Annotated in this window: 22 protein-coding genes; 14 read left to right on the top strand and 8 right to left on the bottom strand. The window is 58.5% G+C overall.

The window, feature by feature from the left end; genetic code table 11:
- Positions 1-239: 239 nt before the first annotated feature.
- Positions 240-677 (top strand): YkgJ family cysteine cluster protein, encoded by a 438-nt coding sequence (locus tag VY732_RS01700; protein ID WP_038359983.1) that lies wholly within the window; start codon positions 240-242, stop codon positions 675-677.
- Between the two features lie 322 nt (positions 678-999).
- Here the strand turns inward: VY732_RS01700 and typA are convergent, their stop codons facing one another.
- Both typA and thiI read right to left on the bottom strand, forming a co-directional pair.
- Entirely contained in the window at positions 1,000-2,820 is a 1,821-nt protein-coding gene (typA, locus tag VY732_RS01695; protein ID WP_077570343.1) for a translational GTPase TypA, read from the bottom strand.
- 139 nt (positions 2,821-2,959) lie between these two features.
- Positions 2,960-4,414, bottom strand: a complete 1,455-nt coding sequence (gene thiI / locus VY732_RS01690; RefSeq protein WP_110720649.1) for a tRNA uracil 4-sulfurtransferase ThiI — start codon at positions 4,412-4,414, stop codon at positions 2,960-2,962.
- 328 nt (positions 4,415-4,742) lie between these two features.
- Between thiI and glnA the strand changes: the two genes are divergently transcribed.
- The 5 genes from glnA (at position 4,743) to ntrC (ending at position 10,311) form a co-directional block, all read left to right on the top strand.
- Entirely contained in the window at positions 4,743-6,149 is a 1,407-nt protein-coding gene (gene glnA / locus VY732_RS01685; protein ID WP_007909254.1) for a type I glutamate--ammonia ligase, read from the top strand.
- Positions 6,150-6,431: 282 nt separating this feature from the next.
- Positions 6,432-6,944, top strand: a complete 513-nt coding sequence (locus VY732_RS01680) for a DUF4124 domain-containing protein (protein ID WP_331693577.1) — start codon at positions 6,432-6,434, stop codon at positions 6,942-6,944.
- Entirely contained in the window at positions 6,941-7,561 is a 621-nt protein-coding gene (locus VY732_RS01675) for a DUF4124 domain-containing protein (protein ID WP_331693576.1), read from the top strand. The genes VY732_RS01680 and VY732_RS01675 overlap by 4 nt, the downstream gene beginning before the upstream one ends.
- A 231-nt stretch (positions 7,562-7,792) precedes the next feature.
- Positions 7,793-8,878 carry a nitrogen regulation protein NR(II) gene (gene glnL / locus VY732_RS01670; protein ID WP_007909240.1) on the top strand — a complete coding sequence of 362 codons (1,086 nt, stop codon included), beginning with the start codon at positions 7,793-7,795 and terminating at the stop codon, positions 8,876-8,878.
- Entirely contained in the window at positions 8,875-10,311 is a 1,437-nt protein-coding gene (gene ntrC, locus VY732_RS01665; RefSeq protein ID WP_007909238.1) for a nitrogen regulation protein NR(I), read from the top strand. Before glnL ends, ntrC begins: the two co-directional genes overlap by 4 nt.
- An 835-nt stretch (positions 10,312-11,146) precedes the next feature.
- On the opposite strand, the gene VY732_RS01660 is transcribed toward ntrC, so the two are convergent.
- Positions 11,147-11,584, bottom strand: a complete 438-nt coding sequence (locus VY732_RS01660; RefSeq protein WP_331693574.1) for a hypothetical protein — start codon at positions 11,582-11,584, stop codon at positions 11,147-11,149.
- Between VY732_RS01660 and VY732_RS01655 the strand changes: the two genes are divergently transcribed.
- Positions 11,583-12,038, top strand: coding sequence for a tRNA (cytidine(34)-2'-O)-methyltransferase (locus VY732_RS01655; protein WP_007909235.1), 456 nt, complete (start codon positions 11,583-11,585; stop codon positions 12,036-12,038). The two genes, VY732_RS01660 and VY732_RS01655, sit on opposite strands and share 2 nt — an antisense overlap.
- Before the next feature lie 124 nt (positions 12,039-12,162).
- Here VY732_RS01655 and secB read toward each other — a convergent pair whose 3' ends face one another.
- Genes secB through VY732_RS01640 form a run of 3 tightly spaced genes read right to left on the bottom strand, consistent with a single transcriptional unit; the run spans position 12,163 to position 13,375 of the window.
- Positions 12,163-12,648 carry a protein-export chaperone SecB gene (gene secB / locus VY732_RS01650; protein WP_007909233.1) on the bottom strand — a complete coding sequence of 162 codons (486 nt, stop codon included), beginning with the start codon at positions 12,646-12,648 and terminating at the stop codon, positions 12,163-12,165.
- A gap of 57 nt (positions 12,649-12,705) precedes the next feature.
- On the bottom strand, positions 12,706-12,960 hold the full coding sequence (gene grxC / locus VY732_RS01645) for a glutaredoxin 3 (protein WP_038359971.1): 255 nt from the start codon (positions 12,958-12,960) through the stop codon (positions 12,706-12,708).
- A gap of 1 nt (position 12,961) precedes the next feature.
- Positions 12,962-13,375, bottom strand: coding sequence for a rhodanese-like domain-containing protein (locus tag VY732_RS01640; protein WP_077570333.1), 414 nt, complete (start codon positions 13,373-13,375; stop codon positions 12,962-12,964).
- A 153-nt stretch (positions 13,376-13,528) separates the two neighbouring features.
- Between VY732_RS01640 and gpmI the strand changes: the two genes are divergently transcribed.
- The 5 genes from gpmI (at position 13,529) to VY732_RS01615 (ending at position 20,199) form a co-directional block, all read left to right on the top strand.
- A complete protein-coding gene (gene gpmI, locus VY732_RS01635; RefSeq protein ID WP_331693573.1) occupies positions 13,529-15,058 on the top strand; it encodes a 2,3-bisphosphoglycerate-independent phosphoglycerate mutase in 1,530 nt (509 codons plus the stop codon).
- 230 nt (positions 15,059-15,288) lie between these two features.
- The gene (locus VY732_RS01630; protein WP_077570329.1) at positions 15,289-16,575 is read left to right on the top strand and encodes a murein hydrolase activator EnvC family protein; all 1,287 of its coding nucleotides are present in this window, start codon (positions 15,289-15,291) and stop codon (positions 16,573-16,575) included.
- 31 nt (positions 16,576-16,606) lie between these two features.
- Positions 16,607-17,926 (top strand): S41 family peptidase, encoded by a 1,320-nt coding sequence (locus tag VY732_RS01625; RefSeq protein ID WP_016986344.1) that lies wholly within the window; start codon positions 16,607-16,609, stop codon positions 17,924-17,926.
- A 2-nt stretch (positions 17,927-17,928) separates the two neighbouring features.
- Complete coding sequence (locus VY732_RS01620) at positions 17,929-18,705, top strand: divergent polysaccharide deacetylase family protein (RefSeq protein ID WP_331693572.1); 777 nt, start codon at positions 17,929-17,931, stop codon at positions 18,703-18,705.
- A 117-nt stretch (positions 18,706-18,822) separates the two neighbouring features.
- A complete protein-coding gene (locus tag VY732_RS01615; protein ID WP_331693571.1) occupies positions 18,823-20,199 on the top strand; it encodes a Vps62-related protein in 1,377 nt (458 codons plus the stop codon).
- Here the strand turns inward: VY732_RS01615 and VY732_RS01610 are convergent.
- Positions 20,180-20,935 (bottom strand): substrate-binding periplasmic protein, encoded by a 756-nt coding sequence (locus VY732_RS01610; RefSeq protein WP_077570321.1) that lies wholly within the window; start codon positions 20,933-20,935, stop codon positions 20,180-20,182. The two genes, VY732_RS01615 and VY732_RS01610, sit on opposite strands and share 20 nt — an antisense overlap.
- Between VY732_RS01610 and VY732_RS01605 the strand changes: the two genes are divergently transcribed.
- Together VY732_RS01605 and VY732_RS01600 are read left to right on the top strand one after the other, a co-directional pair.
- On the top strand, positions 20,886-21,149 hold the full coding sequence (locus VY732_RS01605) for a hypothetical protein (RefSeq protein WP_212623180.1): 264 nt from the start codon (positions 20,886-20,888) through the stop codon (positions 21,147-21,149). The genes VY732_RS01610 and VY732_RS01605 overlap by 50 nt on opposite strands.
- Positions 21,150-21,198: 49 nt before the next feature.
- Complete coding sequence (locus tag VY732_RS01600; RefSeq protein ID WP_331693570.1) at positions 21,199-22,686, top strand: trypsin-like serine peptidase; 1,488 nt, start codon at positions 21,199-21,201, stop codon at positions 22,684-22,686.
- Positions 22,687-22,762: 76 nt separating this feature from the next.
- On the opposite strand, the gene hisF is transcribed toward VY732_RS01600, so the two are convergent.
- Positions 22,763-23,533, bottom strand: coding sequence for an imidazole glycerol phosphate synthase subunit HisF (hisF, locus tag VY732_RS01595; protein ID WP_007909211.1), 771 nt, complete (start codon positions 23,531-23,533; stop codon positions 22,763-22,765).
- Positions 23,534-23,536: the final 3 nt, after the last annotated feature.

Raw genomic sequence — 23,536 nt, 5'->3', positions numbered from 1 at the left:
GGGAATTGTCTGAGCCTAGACGGTCTGACCGACGGTAGCGGCTCCGGTTCGGCAGTATTTCCTGAGACTGTGAGATAGCCCGGCATTACCTTGGCGAGTGAGCTAATGAATGCAGGGGCCGTGCCGAATTGTCCGGCAATGTGCCTGCACGCAGAAAAAATCTGGCGAAAGGTTGTTCAAAAATCCACCAGTCCCGGTATGATCGCGCGCCCTGATGCATACACACCTGGTAACTCCCGATGATGAAGCCCAACCTGATTGCCGCCGCCGAGATCGATCGTCTCGATACGTGGGCGAAATACTCAGCCCCGATGTGCGGTTCCTGCGTGTCCAGCTGCTGCACGCTGCCGGTTGAGGTGAAGATCAAGGATCTGGTGCGTATCGGCGTGGTCGACGAGTTCGAACTGGGCGATCCGCCAAAGAACATCGCCAAGCGTCTGCAAAAGGAAGGTCTGGTTGAACGCTTCAATCAGAAGTCCGGCATCTTTACCCTGCAGCGCATGAGCAACAACGATTGCTACTACCTGGATCGTAAGAGCCGCTTGTGCACCATTTATGACAAACGCCCGGATACCTGCCGCAATCACCCGAAGATCGGCCCGCGGCCGGGGTATTGCGCGTACAAGCCGAAGGAAGTCGTGCGCGAGCAGAATTTCCGCGCGATCGAGAAGTTCTAAAAGCCAACCCTCATCGGAACGCCGCCCGCCCAGCCCTCTCCCGGAGGGAGAGGGCTGGGGTGAGGTGTCTGGCGCCATACATCGACCTGAAACACCCAGTCGATTATGGATTCGGTACAGCCCCACCAAATCGATATGGATTCAGCAGAATTCTTGCAAGTCGGTGCATCTCACGAATATCCCCCATTCAGTCCCCTCTCCCTCCGGGAGAGGGCTAGGGTGAGGGGCTCTTGATCTTGAAGGCCCAACCTGCACATCCCCCAGACAAACAAAAACGCCCCCGGTCTCGCGACCGGGGGCGTTTTTTCAAGCTCGGGCTAAATTACGCCTTGGCTTTCTTGGCAGCGCGGGTACGCTCGCTTTCGTCCAGGATCTTCTTGCGAAGACGGATGGACTTAGGAGTAACTTCGCACAGCTCGTCTTCCTGGATGTATTCCAGAGCCTGTTCCAGGGTGAAGCGAACAGGTGGAACCAGAGCGATGGTTTCGTCTTTACCCGAAGCACGCATGTTGTCGAGCTTCTTGCCTTTGGTTGGGTTTACACCCAGGTCGTTGTCGCGGCTGTTCTGACCAACGATTTGACCGTTGTAGATCTCCTGGCCGTGTTCTACGAACAGCTTGCCACGAGCCTGCAGGGTTTCCAGCGAGTAGGTCAGTGCCTTGCCGGTTTCAACCGAAACCAGAACGCCGTTCTGACGGCCGGACATGTGGCCCGACTTGACGGTGTCGTAGCGATCGAAGATCGAGGTCAGGATGCCAGCACCGTTGGTCAGGGTCAGGAACTGGTTACGGAAACCGATCAGACCGCGAGCAGGGATGTTGTATTCCAGACGAACACGGCCCTTGCCATCAGGAACCATGTTGCTCAGGTCGCCTTTACGCAGACCCATCTCTTCCATGACCTTGCCCTGAGCTTCTTCAGGGATGTCGATGGTCACGTTTTCGAACGGCTCTTGCTTGACGCCGTCAACTTCACGAATGATCACTTCCGGACGACCCAGAGCGATTTCGAAGCCTTCGCGACGCATGGTTTCGATCAGTACCGAGAGGTGCAGCTCACCACGGCCGGAAACCTTGAACTTGTCAGCGGTGTCGCCTTCTTCAACGCGCAGTGCAACGTTGTACAGCAGCTCTTTGTCCAGACGGTCCTTGATGTTACGGGACGTCACGAACTTGCCTTCTTTACCGCAGAATGGCGAGTCGTTTACCTGGAAGGTCATCGAAACGGTTGGCTCGTCAACGGTCAGAGGCTTCATCGCCTCGACAGTGTCCGGGTGGCACAGGGTGTCGGAGATGAACAGCGAGTCCATACCGCTGATGCAAACGATATCGCCTGCTGCAGCTTCTTCAACGTCGATGCGGTGCAGACCGTGGTGACCCATCAGTTTCAGGATACGGCCGTTACGGCGCTTGCCGTCGGCACCGATCGCCACAACCGGGGTGTTCGGCTTGACGCGGCCACGAGCGATACGGCCAACGCCGATAACACCCAGGAAGCTGTTGTAGTCCAGAGCGGAGATCTGCATCTGGAACGCGCCATCACGGTCAACAGCCGGAGGCGGAACGTGGTCGACTACCGCTTGGTACAGCGGAGTCATGTCTTCCGCCATGGCGGTGTGATCCAGACCGGCAATACCGTTCAGGGCCGAGGCGTAAACAACCTGGAAGTCCAGTTGTTCTTCGGTAGCACCGAGGTTGTCGAACAGGTCGAAGATCTGGTCCAGAACCCAGTCCGGACGCGCGCCTGGACGGTCAACCTTGTTGATTACCACGATTGGACGCAGGCCGGCTTCGAAAGCCTTCTTGGTCACGAAACGGGTTTGCGGCATAGGGCCGTCTTGAGCGTCAACCAGCAGCAGAACGGAGTCAACCATCGACATTACACGTTCAACTTCGCCGCCGAAGTCGGCGTGGCCCGGGGTGTCCACGATGTTGATGTGGTAGCCGTTCCAGTTGATGGCGGTGTTTTTCGCCAGAATGGTAATACCGCGCTCTTTTTCCTGGTCGTTGGAGTCCATCACGCGCTCGTCGTTGAGCTCGTTGCGCTCCAGAGTGCCGGATTGACGCAGGAGTTTGTCTACCAGGGTGGTTTTACCATGGTCAACGTGGGCAATGATGGCGATGTTGCGTAGATTTTCGATCACTTGTGTATCTCGATCAGAGGATTCGGTTTGCTGACAAGTCTTGGCAGCGATTAGCAGTAGTGTCCGGCATGGCCGTTACAGCTTGACGGCGGTGTCGGGGGGCCGGTGACGCAGGCCACAGGCAAACAGCCCCGGGCACTTAGCTCGGTCGATAAACGCGCACATTGGCATGCCCCTCACTGAGCAAATGGTGAGCATGCAGGCGACTCATCACGCCTTTGTCGCAATACAGCAGGTACTGGCGAGTCGGATCCAGCTCCTTGAAACGAGCGTTCACTGCGTAGAACGGCATCGTCTGTACTTCTACGCCAGCGAGTTCCAGCGGCTCATCCTCGGCGGCATCCGGGTGACGGATGTCGATCACGATCTGGCCGGCCAGTGCTTCGCTGACTTCTTCAATCTGTACGTCCTGGCCCAATTCGTCGATCACCCGATCGATCGGCACCAGTTTGGCGTTTTCGAGCGCACGCTCGAGGACTGCCATGTCGAATTCTTTCTCTTCGTGCTCAACGCGACCGCGTTTGGCGGCAGTTTTCGGGTTGACCGAAATGACCCCGCAGTATTCCGGCATGTGCCGGGCGAAATCGGCGGTGCCAATCTCGTTGGCCGTGTCGATGATGTCCTGCTTGTGCGCCACGATCAGCGGACGCAGGACCAGCTTGTCGGTCACACAGTCGATCACCGACAGGTTCGGCAGTGTCTGGCTCGACACCTGGGAGATCGCCTCGCCGGTGACCAGCGCCTCGATGTGCAGACGGTCGGCGATGTTGGAGGCCGCGCGCAACATCATACGCTTCAATACGACGCCCATATGACTGTTATCGACTTTGCCGAGAATTTCGCCCAACACTTCTTCGAACGGAACACTGACAAATAGCACGCGTTGCGAGCTGCCGTACTTCTTCCAGATGAAATGCGCGACTTCCATTACGCCCAATTCGTGGGCACGACCGCCCAGATTGAAGAAGCAGAAGTGCGTCATCAGGCCGCGACGAATGATCTGGTAGGCCGCAACGGTCGAGTCAAAGCCGCCGGACATCAATACCAGCGTCTGCTCCAGGGCGCCGAGCGGGTAGCCGCCGATGCCGTTGTGCTGGCTGTGAATGACGAACAACCGTTTGTCGCGAACTTCGATACGGACTTCGATTTCCGGCGCTTTCAGGTCGATACCGGCAGCACCGCACTCACGGCGCAGCTTGCTGCCGACGTATTTTTCGACGTCCATCGAGCTGAACGTGTGCTTGCCGGCACGCTTGCAGCGCACCGAGAAAATCTTCCCGGCCAGCGCAGCGCCGTAGTGCTCTTTGCACTTCTCGGTGATGTCGTCGAAGTCGCCCAGCGGGTACTCGTCGATCTGCAGAAAGTGCGCGATGCCCGGCATGCAGGTCAGGCGCTCACCCATCTCTTTCAAGGCTTTGGCGTCGGTAACGCGGGTTTCCAGCTCGAGATTGTCCCACACACCGTTCACCACCACGGCCGGGTCCAGGTCACGGAGCACGGTGCGGATGTTCTTGGCCAACTGGCGGATGAATTTCGTCCGGACGGGTCGGCTTTTGATGGTGATCTCGGGGAAGACTTTTACGATTAGTTTCATGAAAACAGCGCGCGAACGGCCAGCCGAAAAAGGGGGGCGCGGATTATAGCGGAAATTGCTCAAGGTTTAACCAGTTAATGTGCAGAAGGTTTTGCGTGCACCAAAACAGGTCATTTTCGAATCAAGACGCTACATTAGAGGGCGAGATTTTCAGCATTCAGGCGTTTGAAGCCTTAATAAGCGTGAATTTGGGGCAAAAAACCCATGCTGGGGCACTGGCATGCAATTTGCTCCCTTGTGAGGCAGGTTGCCTTGGCAGAGTATTCGCGCCGGCATCACCCAAATTCAAGGGCATCCACTACCAAGCCCGAAGCCACCCGGAGGACATATGTCGAAGACGGTTCAACTCATCAAAGATCATGACGTCAAGTGGATTGATCTGCGCTTCACGGACACCAAAGGCACTCAGCACCACGTGACCATGCCGGCTCGCGATGCGCTGGATGAAGACTTCTTCGAAGTCGGCAAGATGTTCGACGGTTCCTCCATCGCTGGCTGGAAAGGCATCGAAGCCTCCGACATGATCCTGATGCCGGTTGACGAAACTGCCGTTCTCGACCCGTTCACCGAAGACGCCACCCTGATCCTGGTGTGCGACATCATCGAACCTTCGAGCATGCAAGGCTACGACCGCGACCCACGTGCGATCGCCAAGCGCGCCGAAGAACACCTGAAAGCCACCGGTATCGGTGACACCGTGTTCGCTGGTCCAGAGCCTGAGTTCTTCATCTTTGACTCGGTGAAATTCAAGTCGGACATCTCCGGCTCGATGTTCAAGATCTACTCCGAGCAAGGTTCGTGGATGTCCGACCAGGACATCGAAGGCGGCAACAAAGGTCACCGTCCAGGCGTCAAAGGCGGCTACTTCCCGGTGCCACCGTTCGACCACGACCACGAAATCCGTACCTCCATGTGCAACGCACTGGAAGAAATGGGCCTGACCGTTGAAGTTCACCACCACGAAGTGGCGACTGCCGGCCAGAACGAAATCGGCGTCAAGTTCAACACCCTGGTGAAGAAAGCCGACGAAACCCAAACCCTGAAGTACGTTGTGCACAACGTTGCTGACGCTTACGGCCGCACCGCGACCTTCATGCCGAAGCCACTGTACGGCGACAACGGTTCGGGCATGCACGTACACATGTCGATCTGGAAAGACGGCAAGAACACCTTCGCAGGTGAAGGTTATGCCGGCCTGTCCGATACCGCTCTGTACTTCATCGGCGGCATCATCAAACACGGTAAGGCCCTGAACGGCTTCACCAACCCGGCGACCAACTCCTACAAGCGTCTGGTGCCAGGCTTCGAAGCTCCGGTAATGCTGGCCTACTCGGCTCGCAACCGTTCCGCTTCGATCCGTATTCCTTACGTATCGAGCCCGAAAGCCCGCCGTATCGAAGCACGCTTCCCGGATCCGGCTGCCAACCCGTACCTGGCCTTCGCAGCACTGCTGATGGCTGGTCTGGACGGCATCCAGAACAAGATCCACCCAGGCGACGCTGCCGACAAAAACCTGTACGACCTGCCGCCTGAAGAGGCGAAAGAGATCCCGCAAGTTTGCGGCAGCCTGAAAGAAGCCCTGGAAGAGCTGGACAAGGGCCGCGCGTTCCTGACCAAGGGCGGCGTGTTCTCCGACGACTTCATCGACGCTTACATCGCGCTGAAATCGGAAGAAGAAATCAAGGTTCGCACCTTCGTACACCCTCTGGAATATGAGCTGTACTACAGCTGCTGATCCGGTAGCGCCGCGTTCCGTGGCGTGAGTGAAAGAGGCCTCCTTCGGGAGGCCTTTTTTATTGCGATTTATGGCTCGACGCAAATCCCTGTAGGAGTGAGCCTGCTCGCGATAGCGGTGGATCATTGAAGGTGATGCTGACTGACACTACGCCATCGCGAGCAGGCTCACTCCTACAGGGGATTTGTGGTGTCTGAATGATCTCTGAATGTTTACCGAGTTGGGCCAACCGCCGCGTCTGGCCTATGCTGCACCCCATCGCTTTCAATCCCGGTCGATTTCATGGGTCGCACCTTTCTCTACATTCTGCTGCTGATCGCCCTGCCCGCCGCCGCGCAGATCTACAAGTACACCGACGCCAACGGCAACACGGTCTACAGCGATCACTCGCCCGACGGCGTGCAGGCGCAGCCGGTGGAGTTACCGCCGCTCAATCGTGTCGAGCCGCAGGCACCCAGCGCATCACCCGCGCCCGAAACCGCCAACCGTGAGCCTGCGCGCAACGCCTACGACATTCTTGAACTGGCCGGCCTGCCAACCGAAGAAGCCCTGCGCGCCAATAACGGCACCTTCACCGTCAACGTACTGATCAAGCCGCGCCTGCAACCGCCGCATCAATTAAGGCTGGTATTGGACGATGTGCCCTACGGTCAGCCGAGCAACGTGCCGATCCTGCAACTGGTGAACGTCGATCGCGGCGAACACCGGCTCGTGGTGCAGGTGATTGATGGGCAGACGATCATCCAGCAGAGTCAGCCAGTGGCCCTCAGCGTGCAGCGAGTGCACAAGCCATGATCCGCGCATGGCTGATCGTCGTGTTGGCGCTGATAAACCTTCAAGCCTCAGCCGAGGTCTTCACCTATACCGACGCACAAGGCAATCGCGTCTACACCGACCAGCCCCGAAGCAACGCCAAGCGAGTGCCCATCGCGACCAGCAATCGCATGTCCGCCAACCCCGCCGCCGCGCCGATCACCACCGCGAAAAAATCCACGGAACAACCGCTGTTCCACTACGACATGCTGCGCATTCTGGTGCCCGAACCCGATGCAACCATTCGCAGCAGCGCCGGCGAAATCATCGTCAGCGTCACCAGCGAACCCGGTCTGCAACGCGGTCACCGCTATCGCCTGCTGCTGGATGGCCAAGCCACCGGCGAACCCGGGCTAAGTCCGGTGTTCCCGCTGAGCAACATCGACCGTGGCAGTCACAACCTGTCCGTGGAAATTCTCGATGCCGAAGGTCGCACCGTCGAACGCACCGCCAACCAGCCTTTCCACATGCTGCGCATATCCCTCGCGCAGAAACGCCAGGTCAAACCTTGCACCAAGGACGATTACGGCGTGCGCCCGGAACGCCCTTTGAAAGACAAACCTGAAGAACCGAAAAACCCCTTCCTGCGTTTCTTCTAACGCCGCTCAGCGTTGCGCACTATATTGGTGCAACAGGCTGCACCGTACCCACAATCCAACCCATTTTGGTTCGAAACTACCCGCGAGAGCTGGCCCTGTGCCACGCAAACGAGCGTCAAACGCCTGTTTCACGGGTTAAGCGCTTCTTTTCGGAGCCTTGGTTTGGTTTTTGCATTTTCCCGATACCGACGCTTGCTTGTTGCGCACGCTCCGCCCCCAAAAGAGGCTCCGATGACCATTAGCGACGCAATCCACCGTTTGCTGCTCGACAACCTGACCACCGCCACCATCCTGCTCGACGCCGAACTGCGCCTTGAGTACATGAACCCGGCGGCGGAGATGCTGCTCGCCATCAGCGGGCAGCGCAGCCATGGGCAATTCATCAGTGAGCTGTTCACCGAATCCACCGAGGCGCTCAACTCCCTGCGCCAGGCGGTGGAACAGGCGCATCCGTTTACCAAACGCGAAGCCATGCTCACCGCACTGACCGGCCAGACCCTGACCGTGGATTACGCGGTGACGCCGATTCTCAGTAACGGCGCGACAATGTTGCTGCTCGAGGTTCATCCACGTGACCGCTTGCTGCGGATTACCAAGGAAGAAGCGCAGCTGTCCAAACAGGAAACCAGCAAGATGCTGGTGCGCGGTCTCGCTCACGAAATCAAGAATCCGCTCGGCGGCATCCGCGGCGCAGCACAATTGCTGGCCCGCGAACTGCCAGAAGACAGTCTGCGCGATTACACCAACGTGATCATTGAAGAAGCCGACCGCCTGCGCAATCTGGTCGACCGCATGCTCGGCTCGAACAAACTGCCGTCGCTGGCCATGTGCAACGTTCACGAAGTGCTCGAGCGCGTTTGCCAACTGGTCGAAGCCGAAAGCCAGGGCTGCATCACCCTGGTGCGCGATTACGACCCAAGCATTCCCGACGTGCTGATCGACCGCGAGCAAATGATTCAAGCGGTGTTGAACATCGTGCGCAACGCGATGCAGGCGATCAGCAGCCAGAACGAGCTGCGCCTGGGCCGCATCAGCCTGCGCACCCGAACCATGCGCCAGTTCACCATCGGCCACGTCCGCCATCGCCTGGTGACCAAGATCGAGATCATCGACAACGGCCCCGGGATCCCGGCGGAACTTCAGGAAACCATTTTCTTTCCCATGGTCAGCGGTCGTCCGGACGGTACCGGGCTGGGCCTGGCCATTACCCAGAACATCATCAGCCAGCACCAGGGTCTGATCGAGTGTGACAGCCATCCAGGCCACACCACCTTCTCGATCTTTCTGCCACTGGAACAAGGAGCCACATCGACATGAGCCGTAGTGAAACCGTATGGATCGTCGATGACGACCGTTCTATCCGTTGGGTTCTGGAAAAGGCCTTGCAGCAGGAAGGCATGACCACCCAGAGCTTCGACAGCGCTGATGGCGTGATGAGTCGTCTGGCCCGTCAGCAGCCTGACGTGATCATTTCCGACATTCGCATGCCGGGCGCTAGCGGTCTGGATTTGTTGGCGCGGATTCGCGAGCAGCACCCAAGGTTGCCGGTCATCATCATGACCGCTCACTCCGATCTGGACAGCGCTGTCGCCTCCTATCAGGGCGGCGCGTTCGAGTATCTGCCGAAGCCGTTCGACGTCGACGAGGCCGTTTCGCTGGTCAAGCGCGCCAACCAGCACGCGCAAGAACAGCAAGGCCTGGAAGTCGTGCCGGCGCTGACCCGCACCCCGGAAATCATCGGCGAAGCGCCGGCGATGCAGGAAGTGTTTCGCGCCATCGGCCGCTTGAGCCACTCCAATATCACCGTGCTGATCAACGGCGAGTCCGGCACCGGTAAAGAGCTGGTCGCCCACGCCCTGCACCGCCACAGCCCGCGCGCGGCCTCGCCGTTCATTGCACTGAACATGGCGGCGATCCCCAAGGATCTGATGGAGTCCGAACTGTTCGGCCATGAGAAAGGCGCGTTCACCGGTGCGGCGAACCTGCGTCGCGGGCGTTTTGAACAGGCTGACGGCGGCACGCTGTTCCTCGATGAAATCGGCGATATGCCGGCCGACACCCAGACACGCCTGCTGCGGGTATTGGCCGATGGCGAGTTCTATCGCGTGGGCGGTCATGTACCGGTGAAGGTCGATGTACGCATCATCGCCGCGACGCACCAGAATCTGGAAACCCTGGTACACGCCGGTAAATTCCGTGAGGACTTGTTCCATCGCCTCAACGTAATCCGCATCCACATCCCGCGCCTGTCGGACCGTCGCGAAGACATCCCGACCCTGGCCAAGCACTTCCTCAGCCGCGCCGCGCAGGAACTGGCGGTGGAGCCGAAACTACTGAAAAGCGAGACCGAGGAATACCTGAAGAACCTGCCGTGGGGCGGCAACGTGCGTCAGTTGGAGAACACCTGCCGCTGGATCACCGTGATGGCGTCCGGGCGCGAAGTGCACATCAGTGACCTGCCACCGGAGCTGTTGAACCTGCCGCAGGATTCGGCACCGGTGACCAACTGGGAGCAGGCGTTGCGTCAATGGGCCGATCAGGCCTTGGCGCGTGGCCAGTCGAGTTTGCTCGACAGTGCGGTGCCGGCATTTGAGCGGATCATGATCGAAACGGCGCTGAAGCATACGGCCGGACGTCGGCGTGATGCCGCAGTATTGCTGGGTTGGGGGCGTAATACCCTGACGCGCAAGATCAAGGAATTGGGAATGAAGGTGGATGGTGGCGATGATGATGAGGGGGATGAGGGTTAAACCTTGTTCGCTTGAGAGTGGTTGTGTACTCAGGATCCATCCCCCTCACCCCAGCCCTCTCCCCCATGGGGGAGAGGGGGAAAGGGAGCCGATTTGTATGATTTTCAAGACCTGAGTTCGGCGGGGTATTCAGGTCGATGTAATTTTGACCAGGCAACTCGCTCAGTCCCCCCTCCCAATGGGAGAGGGGGAAGGGAGCCGGTTTGTGTGATGTTAAAGGCCTGAGTTCGGCTCGGTATCTCAGGTCGGCGTAATTTGACCAGGCAACTCGGTCAGTCCCCTCTCCCAATGGGAGAGGGGGAAGGGAGCCGGTTTGTGTGATGTTAAAGGCCTGAGTTTGGCTCGGTATTTCAGGTCGGCGTAATTTGACCGGGCAACTCGGTCAGTCCCCTCTCCCTCAGGGAGAGGGTTAGGGTGAGGGGCCGCCGTGCACCGCATCAATGCACAATGACCCGTGATCGCGCACAGCCGCATCGCCACAACCACTCCTGAAAACACTGAAGAATCCTTTATTCAGAAACACGAAAGCCCCGAATTCCGGGGCTTTCGTGTTTCTGATCACCTTTTTTGTTTCAGCAGATTAAAACCTGGCACGCCCCCTGCAACAATCTTTACAGGTGATTCGATTCACCACCCGTTTCGGGGACCTTGGTACAGGCAGGCCGGGGATTCCCCTCTTTACATCGGGCTCACACCGCAACGCGACGAGCCCATCCTTTTGGGATCCTTGGTACAGGCAGGCCGGGGGTTCCCTCTTTACACCGGACCGACGCCAACAGCGAAGTCCACCCTTTTGGGAACCCTGATACAGGCAGGTCAGGGATTCCCGCTTTTATTACTCGCGGAGATGGATTTCCAGCCGCCAGCGGTCATCGACCTCACTGCCGACCCAATCGCCCTGCAGCGGCCGCGCCGCCAGCACCGTCAGCAACAACCCTCCGTCACTCGCTCGCGTCCGCCAGTTCACATCTTTGCCGTTGAGTTTGAACTGGCCCTTCTGCGCGGGGCCTTCAGCCTGGAACAACAGCGCCACCGTGCCGTCGATGATCTCGCCGTGCAGCTTGGGCTCATTGTTGAACCACACCACCAGCCCGCCATCGGTCACTTCGACCTGCTGCAGCAAGCTCGGGTCCGGCGTGGTCAGGCGCCCGATCATCAAGCCGATCATCATGCCGACAATCGCCAGCGAACCTATGACTCGCGGCAATAGTTTCGAACGGTTGTCCACAGGCGGCGTAGAATGCCGCTCATCTTTACCTTCGGAGCCGTGCATGTTTCACGTCATCCTTTTTCAACCAGAAATTCCGCCGAATACCGGCAACGTTATCAGGCTGTGCGCCAACAGCGGCTGCCACCTGCATTTGATCGAACCGCTGGGTTTCGAGATGGACGACAAGCGCTTGCGCCGTGCCGGTCTCGATTACCACGAATATGCCACGCTGCAGCGTCACGCGGACCTGGCCAGTTGCCTGGAAAGCCTGGGCAACCCGCGATTGTTTGCGTTCACCACCAAGGGCTCACGGCCGTTTCATGATGCCGCGTTTGTTCCTGGCGATGCGTTCATCTTCGGCCCGGAAAGCCGTGGCCTGCCGCCGGAAGTGCTCGACGCGCTGCCGCCGGAACAGCGCCTGCGCCTGCCGATGCGCGAAGGCTGCCGCAGCCTGAACCTGTCCAACACCGTGGCCGTCGCTGTATACGAAGCCTGGCGCCAGAACGACTTCAAGTAACACCATAAAACAAATGTGGGAGCGAGCCTGCTCGCGAAAGCGGTGTATCAGTCGACAAAAACGTCATCTGACACGCCCTCTTCGCGAGCAGGCTCGCTCCCACATGGGGTGTTGCTAAACCGTCTTACTGAACGGTTGGCGTCTCGCCGCTTTCCTGCATGCGCTGCAATTCTTGCGCGTACAGAGCGTCGAAGTTCACCGGAGCCAGCATCAGCGCCGGGAACGAACCACGGGTCACCAGGCTGTCCAGGGTTTCGCGCGCGTACGGGAACAGAATGTTCGGGCAGAACGCACCCAGGGTGTGGCTCATCGAAGCCGCGTCCAGGTTCTTGATCAGGAAGATACCGGCCTGTTGCACTTCAGCAATGAAGGCCACTTCTTCACCGTTTTTCACGGTGACCGACAGGGTCAGCACAACTTCGTAGAAATCGCCTTCCAGCGCTTTCTGGCGAGTGTTCAGATCCAGCGCGACCGCCGGATCCCACTGCTGGCGGAAGATCGCCGGGCTTTTCGGGGCTTCGAAGGACAGGTCGCGTACGTAGATGCGCTGCAAGGAGAATTGCGGTGCGGTTTCTTCTTCGCTGGCTGCAGTGTTCTGTTGGTCAGTCATCTCAGATCCTTATCGATCTTGGGTCTTTTAGGGAGTGCTGTACGTGGGTGCAGCCGTTCAGGCCTTGAGCAGCGCGTCGAGCTTGCCGGCGCGCTCCAGGGCATACAAATCATCACAACCGCCGATGTGCTTGCTGCCGATCCAGATCTGCGGCACGGACGTGCGCCCGGCTTTCTGGGTCATTTCGGCACGCACCTGCGGCTTGCCATCGACCTTGATCTCTTTGAAGGCCACGCCTTTGTTCTCGAGCAGGTACTTGGCTCGCGAGCAATAAGGGCAGTAATCGCTGGAGTAGACGATGACTTCGCTCATATCACTTCACCAGCGGCAGGTTGTCGCCTTTCCAGCTGGAGATCCCGCCGGACAGCTTGGCGGCGGTGAAGCCGGATTTCATCAGTTCGCGGGCGTGGGTGCCGGCGGTCTGGCCCAGGGCGTCGACCAGAATGATGGTCTTGGCCTTGTGTTTTTCCAGCTCGGCGACGCGCGCAGCCAGTTTGTCCTGGGGAATGTTGATCGCGCCAACGATGTGGCCGGCAGCGAAATCCTTGGCCGGACGGATGTCCACCACCACGCCTGCGTCTTTATTGACCAGCGCAGTCAGTTCGCCGGTGCTCAGGCTTTTACCGCCGCCCTGCATCGTGTGCGCCAGCAGCAGAGCCAGCAGTACGACGAAGATACCGACAAGAATGTAGTGGTTAGTGGCAAATTCAATCAGGTGAGCAACCATCGAAGGAGGTTCCAGGGCGTTAAAATGTCGGCCAGTATACACAGCCACTATGGTCGGCCAAACCCCGTCCGGCGGTGACGCGGTCGGAACTTAGCTTTAAACTCCAACTCCCTTTTCCATCGCCCTCTTCTTTATTAGCCACGAGTGGATTCCATGACTACCACGCCTAAACCTTTGGTCCTGATGATTCTCGACGGCTTCGGTCACAGCGACAGCCCCGAATCCAACGCCGTTTTTGCGGCGAAGAAGCCTGTTCTCGATCGCCTCTGGGCCACCGTGCCGAACGGCTTGATCTCGGGCAGCGGCATGGACGTCGGCCTGCCGGACGGCCAGATGGGCAACTCCGAGGTCGGCCACATGAACCTCGGCGCCGGCCGCGTGGTGTATCAGGACTTCACCCGCGTGACCAAGTCGATCCGCGACGGCGAATTCTTCGAAAACCCGACCATTTGCGCCGCTGTGGATAAAGCCGTGGCTGCCGGCAAAGCCGTGCACTTCATGGGCCTGCTGTCCGATGGTGGCGTGCACAGCCACCAGGATCACCTGATCGCCATGGCCGAACTGGCCTTCAAGCGTGGCGCCGAAAAAATCTACCTGCACGCTTTCCTGGACGGCCGCGACACCCCACCGAAAAGCGCTACTTCGTCGATCGAACTGCTCGACGCGACCTTCCAGGCACTGGGCAAGGGCCGCATCGCCAGCATCATCGGCCGCTACTTCGCCATGGACCGTGACAACCGCTGGGATCGCGTCGCTCAGGCCTACAACCTGATCGTCGACGGCAACAGCGAGTTCAACGCCGCCACCGCACAGGAAGGTCTGGACGCTGCTTACGCGCGTGGCGAAAGCGACGAATTCGTTAAAGCCACCTCCATCGGCGAGCCAGTGAAAGTTGAAGATGGCGACGCCGTGGTGTTCATGAACTTCCGCGCCGACCGTGCCCGCGAGCTGACTCGCGTGTTCGTCGAAGATGACTTCAAGGACTTCGAACGCGCACGCCAGCCGAAACTGGCCGGTTTTGTCATGCTGACCCAATACGCGGCCAGCATTCCGGCACCGTCGGCATTCGCTCCCGGCAGCCTGGAAAACGTGCTGGGCGACTATCTGGCGAAGAACGGCAAAACCCAACTGCGCATCGCTGAAACCGAGAAATACGCGCACGTGACGTTCTTCTTCTCCGGCGGTCGTGAAGAACCGTTCCCGGGCGAAGAACGCATCCTGATCCCGTCGCCAAAAGTCGCCACTTACGACTTGCAGCCGGAAATGAGCGCACCCGAAGTTACCGACCGCATCGTCGAAGCCATCGAAAACCAGCGTTACGACGTGATCGTGGTCAACTACGCCAACGGTGACATGGTTGGCCACAGCGGCGTGTTCGATGCGGCGGTGAAAGCCGTTGAATGCCTCGACACCTGCGTCGGTCGCATCGTTGATGCACTGGAAAAGGTTGGCGGCGAAGCGCTGATCACCGCTGACCACGGCAACGTCGAGCAGATGGCCGATGAATCCACCGGGCAAGCGCACACCGCGCACACCACCGAGCCGGTGCCGTTCATTTATATCGGCAAGCGTGATTTGAAAGTCCGTGAAGGCGGCGTGCTGGCGGATGTGGCCCCGACCATGCTCAAGCTGTTGGGCCTGGAAAAACCGGCGGAAATGACCGGCACCTCGATTCTGGTCTGACCCGAGTCCAGAAAACACCGCAAAACCCTGTAGGAGTGAGCCTGCTCGCGATAGCCATCTGACAGTCGACTACTCTGTTGAATGTGAGTACGCCATCGCGAGCAGGCTCACTCCTACATTGGTTTGTGGTGTTTTTCAGGCCAGTTATCACACAGCCCCAATTGGGCGTTTTTTTTGCAGCCTCGGGCGGGCATACTAGGCCGTCCATTACCCTGGTGCCGCCCGCCCCTATGCTTCGCGTCCTGATCGCCCTTGCTCTGACCTGCCTGCTCCAACCGGCCTTCGCTGACGAGCGCGCGCAAACCCAACAGCAGTTGGACGCCACGCGTCAGGACATTGCCGAGCTGAAAAAGCTGCTGAGCAAAGTCCAGGAAGAAAAATCCGGCGTACAGAAAGAGCTCAAGGGCACTGAAACCGAGCTGGGCAAGTTGCAGAAGCAGGTCGACGCACTGCAGAAAGAACTGCAGAAAAGCGAATCCGAGCTGCAGCGACTCGATGCAGAGAAAAAAAAACTCCAGAGCGCGCGCACTGAACAGCAGCGACTGATCGCCATTCAGGCCCGTGCGGCTTATCAGAACGGTCGCCAGGAATACCTCAAGCTGCTGCTCAACCAGCAGAACCCCGAGAAATTCGCCCGCACCCTCACCTATTACGATTACCTGAGCCAGGCCCGCCTGGAGCAGTTGAAGAACTTCAACGAAACCCTGCGCCAACTGGCCAATGTCGAAAAAGACATTGCCGCCCAGCAGGCGCAATTGCTGGTGCAGAAAAGCAGCCTCGATACCCAGCGCGATGAACTGGAAAATGTCCGCAAGGAACGTCAGCAGGTCCTCGCCAAGCTCAACGATGACGTGAAAGCCCGCGACCAGAAACTGGCCGCCCGCGAGCAGGATCAGGCAGACCTGTCTAAAGTCCTTAAAACCATTGAAGAAACCCTGGCCCGCCAGGCCCGTGAGGCAGAAGAAGCGCGGCAGAAAGCGCTGATCGCCCAGCAGGAAGCGGAAAAAAAGCGTTTGCGTGAGGCGCAGGCTGAAAACAGCGACGCCCCACGGAAACCGGTCAAATCCACTCCCGGCGCGCTGGTCTCCAGCAGCGGGGAGACCTTCGGTGGCCCTTTTGCTGCAACCCGGGGAAAACTTCCTTGGCCGGTTGATGGTCGACTGCTGGCACGCTTCGGCGAAAGCCGTGGCGACGATGCCCGGACCAAGTGGGACGGCGTGATGATCAGCGCCTCTGCCGGCAGCCAGGTGCATGCCGTACACGGTGGTCGCGTGGTGTTCGCCGACTGGCTGCGCGGTGCCGGGTTGCTGGTGATCCTTGATCACGGCAACGGTTTTCTGAGTCTTTACGGTCACAACCAGACGCTGCTCAAGTCGGCCGGTGATGTGGTTAAAGCCGGTGAGTCCATTTCCACTGTCGGTAACAGTGGCGGTCAGGACACATCAGCGCTGTATTTCGCAATTCGTCAGCAGGGTCACCCGAGTGATCCGGCGCAATGGTGCCGCGCGCAAGGATAAGCGTGCCGCCTAATTCAGGAGTTCGTTCGACATGCTGCATTTGTCCCGCCTTACCTCGCTGGCCCTGACGATCGCCCTGGTGATCGGCGCGCCTCTGGCGTTCGCCGCGCAACCGGCCCCGGCCGTCGCTCCGGCAGGCACAGCCGCAACCTCCAAGGCACCGTTGCCGCTGGAAGAGTTGCGCACCTTTGCCGAGGTCATGGACCGGATCAAAGCCGCTTACGTCGAGCCGGTGGACGACAAGACCCTGCTGGAAAACGCGATCAAGGGCATGCTCAGCAACCTTGATCCGCACTCGGCCTACCTTGGCCCTGAAGACTTCACCGAGCTGCAGGAAAGCACCAGCGGTGAATTTGGCGGCCTGGGCATCGAAGTCGGCGCCGAAGACGGCTTCATCAAAGTCGTCTCGCCAATCGATGACACCCCGGCGTCGAAGGCCGGTATTCAGGCCGGCGACTTCATCGTCAAGATCAACGGCGCACCGACGCGCGGCCAGACCATGACCGAAGCCGTAGACAAGATGCGCGGCAAGATTGGCCAGAAAATCACCCTGACCCTGGTGCGCGATGGCGGCACGCCATTCGACGTGACCCTGGCCCGTGCGGTGATTCAGGTGAAGAGCGTCAAGGCGCAGCTGCTGGAAACCGGCTACGCGTACATCCGCATCACCCAGTTCCAGGTCAAGACCGGCGAAGAGGTCTCCAAGGCCCTGGCCAAGCTGCGCAAGGACAACGGCAAGAAGCTCAACGGCATCATTCTCGACCTGCGCAACAACCCGGGCGGCGTGTTGCAGGCGGCGGTGGAAGTGGTCGACCACTTCATCACCAAAGGTCTGATCGTCTACACCAAAGGCCGGATCGCCAACTCCGAACTGCGCTTCTCTGCCACCGGCAAAGACGAAAGCGAAGCGGTGCCAATGGTGGTGCTGATCAACGGTGGCAGCGCCTCGGCCTCGGAAATCGTTGCCGGCGCCCTGCAGGATCAGAAACGCGCCGTGGTCATGGGCACCACCAGTTTCGGCAAAGGCTCGGTGCAAACCGTGCTGCCGCTGAACAACGACCGCGCACTGAAGATCACCACAGCGCTGTACTTCACACCGAACGGCCGCTCGATTCAGGCACAGGGCATCGTTCCGGATATCGAAGTACGCAAGGCCAAGATCACCAACGAGGCCGATGGCGATTACTTCAAGGAAGCCGACCTGCAAGGTCACTTGGGCAACGGCAACGGCGGCGCGGACAAACCGACCGGCTCCGGCGCCAAGCCCAAAGCCATGCCGCAGGATGACGATTACCAATTGGCCCAGGCCCTGAGCCTGCTCAAAGGGCTGAGCATTACGTCCGGCCGCTGAGGATGTCTCTGCGTTTCGTCTTCGTTCTGCTGTGCTGCCTGGCGGGTGCTGCTCATGCGGAGCCCGCCAGCTCAACGCCGCACAAAGCCTACCTGACACTAATCATCGATGACCTGGGGCAGAACCTGCCCCGGGATCGCCGCGTGCTGGCCCTGCCCGGCCCGGTGACAACGGCGATCATGCCCGACACCCCGCACGCCACTGAATTTGCCCGCGAGGCTCACCGCGCCGGCAAAATCGTCATCCTGCACATGCCAATGGATCCGGCCACCGGGCCCTACGCCTGGCACCCCGAACTGCCTATCGAAGAACTGGAAAAACGCCTGAACGCCGCGTTCAAAATGGTCCCGTACACCGCCGGCATCAATAACCACATGGGCAGCCGCATGACCGCGCAGCCAGTGGCGATGGCATGGTTGATGGGCGAATTGCAGCGCCGGCACAAGTTCTTCATCGACAGCCGCACCAGCGCCCAGACCGTCGCCGCGCAGCAGGCGCAGAAGATCGATCTGGCGAGTGTGTCACGCGATGTATTTCTGGATGACGAACGCACTGAAGCCGCGATCTACACGCAACTGCAGACTGCGATCAACCTGGCGCGCAAACAGGGTTCGGCGGTGATGATCGGCCATCCGTATCCGCAAACGCTGGCGGTGCTGGAGCGCGAATTGCCGAAGTTGAAAGCTCAGGGCATCGAGTGGATCGATATCAAACAGATGATCAGCGTACGCAGCAATCGCGCCATGGCTGGCCATGGCAAGGACGGCGTGTACCGGTAGCACTTTGTGACACTGACACATACATAGTTACCACCCGATAACCATCTGCGTTCCCGATAGTGCGACCTGCAACAGGTCGTGACGCCCTCGCGTCGCTTTCAACTATCAGGAATCATCATGACTATCGAAGACAACACCGCAGCCCACCCCAAACAGATGGAACCGATCACGCAGGACAATCTGCTGATCAACTTCACCACGGAGTTTCACCGGGTCTGGAGCACCAACGGTTCCAAAGCAAAACCCGCCACGTTCTGGCGCCCCACCCCTGCTCCGGATGCATTGCCGGGCTACTTTCCGCTGGGCGACGTGCTCATTCCCGGCGGCACCAATATCAATGGCGAAATGGTCGCAGCCGTGGTCTGCGAGAAAGATATGGAAGGGGCCCAGAGCACTAAAGGAAAGGCACTGGCTCGCCCTGTCGACTTTGAACTTGTCTGGAAAGAAACCGGGGCGCCCAGTGTCACGCCCATGTCGATCTGGCGACCTTTGGCCCCTGTCGGTTACGTCGCTCTGGGGCTCGTGTGCTCCAACGATCACTGCAAACCTTCGTTGAACTCGGTGCGCTGCGTCAGGCTCGACCTGGTGATCGCAGCGAACATCGGCGAGTTGATCTGGAATGACAAGGGCAGCGGCGCCAAACTCAGTTTCAGCGCCTTTGGCATCGAACCGCCGACTGCCGCTGCAGGCGACATCCATTTTGCGCCCTGCACCTTCGTGGGCATCCAGGGTTATAGCAAGCCTGTAGCACCCTCGACGGCGTACAGCCTGCGCATGCAAATCCCGCTACAAGTCAGCGCACCGCCGCCAATTCCGATTCTGACCGGGTACGCGAAGCCCGCAGTAAACGAACCTGCCACCGTCACCCAGATTGCCCGCCTGCCTTGGTTTGTAGTGCGAGACCATGCTCATCCCGGCGAACAATTTCGCAATTCGCCCTACTACGAACTGAAAAGAACTGACGAATACTTGCTCATTGGTCACGAGCATAATGAATCGGACAAGTATCGGGCCGTTAAATGGACGGCGCCGCGTGCGCAAAACGCGCTGACGATGCGCATGTTCCAGGGTTTTACCGCCATGGAAATCGTCAAAGCCTGGCCGACCATGCCTCTCAGCGATATCCGCCTGACAAAGTTCTCAGCCTGCCTGCCGAAGAATTTGACCCACACCGAAACATCTTCCAGCGGCTGGAACGAGCTACGACCTCAAGTGGTGATTGGCATGGCGCCGAAGCAAACAGCCGTCGCGGTTTATCAGCTGCAAAGCCATTACGAGTTGGTACGGGAAGACGGCACTCAAGTAGCGGTCGACTTTGGTTATACCGACGATTCAAGCGTGCTGTTGACGCAATATCCGCCGGAGTCCGTCGAGGTCGTCAGCGCATGCCCGCCACTGACGACAGACACCCCGGCAGAACCGGACATCGATGGCGCCAACGTTAGCGCACAGCCAGCCCCGGACCTGCCGGTTGCTATAGATAGCGCGCCATGATTTCGTCGACCACCCCTTCCTTGCGCAGCTGATCCAGCGCAGCCTGAAGCCTAGCGACGACTTCATCGGAGACGTCCTTGTTCAGCGCCAGGTACAACTCGGCACTGTTGAAGCGCAGCACGGTTTTCAGGCCGGTGACCCCATCCTGCCGCGCCAGATAGCGCCCGGCAGGATCACCGGTGGCCCACAGATCAATCTGACCATTGACCAGTTTCTTCGCGTTGTCCTGATCGCGCAGCACCACAATCGGCTTCAGGCCTTGTTTGGCCAACGTCTCGGCAATCGCATCGCCCTTGTAGGCACCAACCTTGTACTTGCGTGCGTCGTTGACAGTCTCGAGGGTGATCTTGCTGTCAGCCTTGGCCAGCATGATCCAGTCATCAGGGCCGATGGGACCAACCCATTTGAAGAGTTTTTCGCGGTCCGGCAGGCGCGCCATCACAAAAGCGCCATAACCGGGATTTTCCAGCGCGAGTTTATAGACTCGCTCCCATGGAAAACGCAGGGTCAGGCTATAAGTGACGCCGGCACGCTTGAACATTTCGCGCACGATATCGGCGGCGATGCCATTGATGTTCTCGCCTTTGGCGAAGTTCTTGCCATCTTTCGCCATGTTGTACGGCGGAAAGTTTTCGGTGAGGAGCACCAGATCGGTGTCGGGACTGGTTTCGGCGCGGGCCGTGTTGATGAGCAACATCGATGCACTGGCGAAAACAAGAAGCAGGCGTTTGATCATGTCGGGCTACCGGAATCCATGGCGTGCCCAAGAGTGCCTTGGGTGCGCCATGCTGTCCACTGGCCTGTACGGAGTCAATGCACTGCGCTCGAGTGACAAGCGTCAGCAGGACGATTTTTTCAGTTGTTTTTCCACCAATAAAGCCAGTTTTGAAGAGCCTGCAACTCACATTTTGCTACAGCGCCAACAACACCAAAAAAACGAATTAAATTAAAGTTTCAATAACAACCAACATAACTTTCAGCCTAGACCAAGGATCGGTCATGAATTACAGATCAAAACTGACAACAACTCTCGCACTGCTAACAATTACGTTCACGTTGACGTCTTGCGCATACAGTATTCCGGAATCCGCTGAGCCTGTTCTTTTGAATAATGCTGACGGCCAGAACAATCATTTAAATGGCATTGGGCAGATCATCAAAGGAGACCGTCGCTATTGCACCGCTTTTCTTATCGACACCCGCGACTCTGACAATAACTCGAACGGCCCGGCGTATATCCTGACCAACGGACATTGCGCCTCAATCTGGATTGGAACAGCCGCTGATATGGCCTATCAGGGCCAAATGCAATTCAACTATTTTCAAGACACTCTGCTCGATGCCAGGCTTTACGACATTCAACAGGTCAAGTGGGCAAGCCTCGCCGGCACCGATGTCGCGGTCATGGAATTGAACACTTCGCTGCAAGCGGTGATCGACGACGGCATCAATCCACTCAAGCTGGGACGCAACGCGCCTGAAAAACCCGGGCCGGTCAATGTCATCGGCGCACCCTTGAGCGCCCCGGGCCTCAGGCTTTCGTCCTGCACACAAGAGCCGGCAAACACCACGCTGATCAAGTACCTGACCGTCCATACCGATTATCAGAAGCAGGATTGCAAAGGCATCGAACCGGGCTCGTCCGGCTCCCCGGTCATGGACATCGCAACACGGGAAGTCACCGGTGTGATATCGGGAACCACCTACGGCATCACAGCAGACGATTTGTGCTTCTGGCATGGACTCTGTGCAAACCCTCCCCGTCAATCCATATTGCCTGACCAGGCCAGTCAAAGTTTCCCCATCGATTACCTGATGTCCTGCTTCTCGGCGGGTCGCTTCAACAGGGACGCAACTGCCTGTACGCTAAAACCCGACTTTAACTTCAGAGCCAGAAACAACGCAGACGTTACTCTTTATAAAACCCCGGACAAAGGCCATGAAAATGGGCCAATCTGGGACGTCAGGTTTTCAATGAACACCGACTTCTTTCGTTTTAAAAATGTGCGCGATGCACATGCCTGCTACTTACCAGAACACTACAGCGACCCGATTAATATCAGTGCTGGCCTTATTAATAAAACGATCGGCAGCGAAGCGGGTTTATATTATCTGTGCCTGATGGGTGTCGACTCAGTCGATCAAGAAATTATCGAGGGAAAACTGCGCAATGCACAAATTCTGCCGGCACGATTGGTCAATCCGGGAGGAATTCGACTGCCTGAACCAACCCCGCACATTAAACCTGGTACTGAAGATCTGTTGATCGAATACCGTGGAACCACAGATCGCAATATCTGGACTCAGATATACGTTGGGGCTGTGAACTCAACGGACTGTGCCGCCATCGATTCCAGAAGTTACAGCAAGATAGACGACAGTTTTCTGGTACCCAACGATGCCCTGCCACTGACTTTGTGCAGCTACACCATGGATCGCGATTTCAATACGTCAACTGTGCGTACAGATACACTGCAAAAACCTTGAGCCGTCGTGCGTCAACAAGCCGGGCGGTGAATAACCCTCATGGAGTTCCGCCCGGTAGTACGCAAGCTCAGCCTGATCAGCGCATGACGATGCCGCGTTTGGCCATGTAAGCCTTGGCTTCCTGCACGGTGTATTCGCCGAAGTGGAAAATACTCGCCGCCAGCACCGCACTGGCATGGCCCTCGAGGATACCGTCAGCCAGATGCTGCAGGTTGCCGACACCGCCGGAAGCAATCACCGGAATGCCCAGCGCATCGCTGATCGCGCGCGTCACGCCGAGGTCGAAACCGTTTTTCATGCCGTCCTGATCCATGCTGGTCAGCAGGATCTCGCCGGCACCGAGGCCTTCCATTTTCTTCGCCCACTCGACCGCGTCGAGGCCGGTCGGCTTGCGCCCGCCGTGGGTGAAGATTTCCCATCGCGGGGTTTCGCCAGGGCCGGAGACCTTCTTCGCGTCGATGGCGACGACGATGCACTGCGAGCCAAAATGCTGCGCGGCTTCGCCAACGAATTCCGGGTTGAACACGGCCGCAGTGTTGATCGACACCTTGTCCGCACCGGCATTCAGCAGGTTACGAATGTCCTGCACGGTACGCACGCCACCGCCGACGGTCAGCGGAATGAACACCTGACTGGCCATGCGCTCGACGGTATGCAGCGTGGTGTCGCGGCCATCTACGCTGGCGGTGATGTCGAGAAAGGTAATCTCGTCGGCACCCTGCTCGTCGTAGCGACGGGCGATTTCCACCGGGTCACCGGCGTCGCGGATGTTTTCGAACTTCACACCTTTGACGACCCGGCCGTTGTCCACGTCCAGGCAAGGGATGATGCGTTTGGCTAACGCCATGGT

Source organism: Pseudomonas sp. ZY71, from assembly GCF_036542145.1.
In the GTDB taxonomy this organism is placed as follows: domain Bacteria; phylum Pseudomonadota; class Gammaproteobacteria; order Pseudomonadales; family Pseudomonadaceae; genus Aquipseudomonas; species Aquipseudomonas koreensis_A.
Note: the sequence above shows the minus strand (reverse complement) of the source record. Positions and strands in the feature narration are given on the sequence as shown.

Bases quoted from the DNA above. Each gene is read 5' to 3' on its own strand.
- VY732_RS01700 (WP_038359983.1), top strand. From the start codon at position 240: ATGATGAAGCCCAACCTGATTGCCGCCGCCGAGATCGATCGTCTCGAT.
- thiI (WP_110720649.1), bottom strand. From the start codon at position 4,414: ATGAAACTAATCGTAAAAGTCTTCCCCGAGATCACCATCAAAAGCCGA.
- glnA (WP_007909254.1), top strand. From the start codon at position 4,743: ATGTCGAAGACGGTTCAACTCATCAAAGATCATGACGTCAAGTGGATT.
- VY732_RS01680 (WP_331693577.1), top strand. From the start codon at position 6,432: ATGGGTCGCACCTTTCTCTACATTCTGCTGCTGATCGCCCTGCCCGCC.
- VY732_RS01675 (WP_331693576.1), top strand. From the start codon at position 6,941: ATGATCCGCGCATGGCTGATCGTCGTGTTGGCGCTGATAAACCTTCAA.
- glnL (WP_007909240.1), top strand. From the start codon at position 7,793: ATGACCATTAGCGACGCAATCCACCGTTTGCTGCTCGACAACCTGACC.
- ntrC (WP_007909238.1), top strand. From the start codon at position 8,875: ATGAGCCGTAGTGAAACCGTATGGATCGTCGATGACGACCGTTCTATC.
- VY732_RS01655 (WP_007909235.1), top strand. From the start codon at position 11,583: ATGTTTCACGTCATCCTTTTTCAACCAGAAATTCCGCCGAATACCGGC.
- VY732_RS01660 (WP_331693574.1), bottom strand. From the start codon at position 11,584: ATGCACGGCTCCGAAGGTAAAGATGAGCGGCATTCTACGCCGCCTGTG.
- secB (WP_007909233.1), bottom strand. From the start codon at position 12,648: ATGACTGACCAACAGAACACTGCAGCCAGCGAAGAAGAAACCGCACCG.
- grxC (WP_038359971.1), bottom strand. From the start codon at position 12,960: ATGAGCGAAGTCATCGTCTACTCCAGCGATTACTGCCCTTATTGCTCG.
- VY732_RS01640 (WP_077570333.1), bottom strand. From the start codon at position 13,375: ATGGTTGCTCACCTGATTGAATTTGCCACTAACCACTACATTCTTGTC.
- gpmI (WP_331693573.1), top strand. From the start codon at position 13,529: ATGACTACCACGCCTAAACCTTTGGTCCTGATGATTCTCGACGGCTTC.
- VY732_RS01630 (WP_077570329.1), top strand. From the start codon at position 15,289: ATGCTTCGCGTCCTGATCGCCCTTGCTCTGACCTGCCTGCTCCAACCG.
- VY732_RS01625 (WP_016986344.1), top strand. From the start codon at position 16,607: ATGCTGCATTTGTCCCGCCTTACCTCGCTGGCCCTGACGATCGCCCTG.
- VY732_RS01620 (WP_331693572.1), top strand. From the start codon at position 17,929: ATGTCTCTGCGTTTCGTCTTCGTTCTGCTGTGCTGCCTGGCGGGTGCT.
- VY732_RS01615 (WP_331693571.1), top strand. From the start codon at position 18,823: ATGACTATCGAAGACAACACCGCAGCCCACCCCAAACAGATGGAACCG.
- VY732_RS01605 (WP_212623180.1), top strand. From the start codon at position 20,886: ATGAGCAACATCGATGCACTGGCGAAAACAAGAAGCAGGCGTTTGATC.
- VY732_RS01610 (WP_077570321.1), bottom strand. From the start codon at position 20,935: ATGATCAAACGCCTGCTTCTTGTTTTCGCCAGTGCATCGATGTTGCTC.
- VY732_RS01600 (WP_331693570.1), top strand. From the start codon at position 21,199: ATGAATTACAGATCAAAACTGACAACAACTCTCGCACTGCTAACAATT.
- hisF (WP_007909211.1), bottom strand. From the start codon at position 23,533: ATGGCGTTAGCCAAACGCATCATCCCTTGCCTGGACGTGGACAACGGC.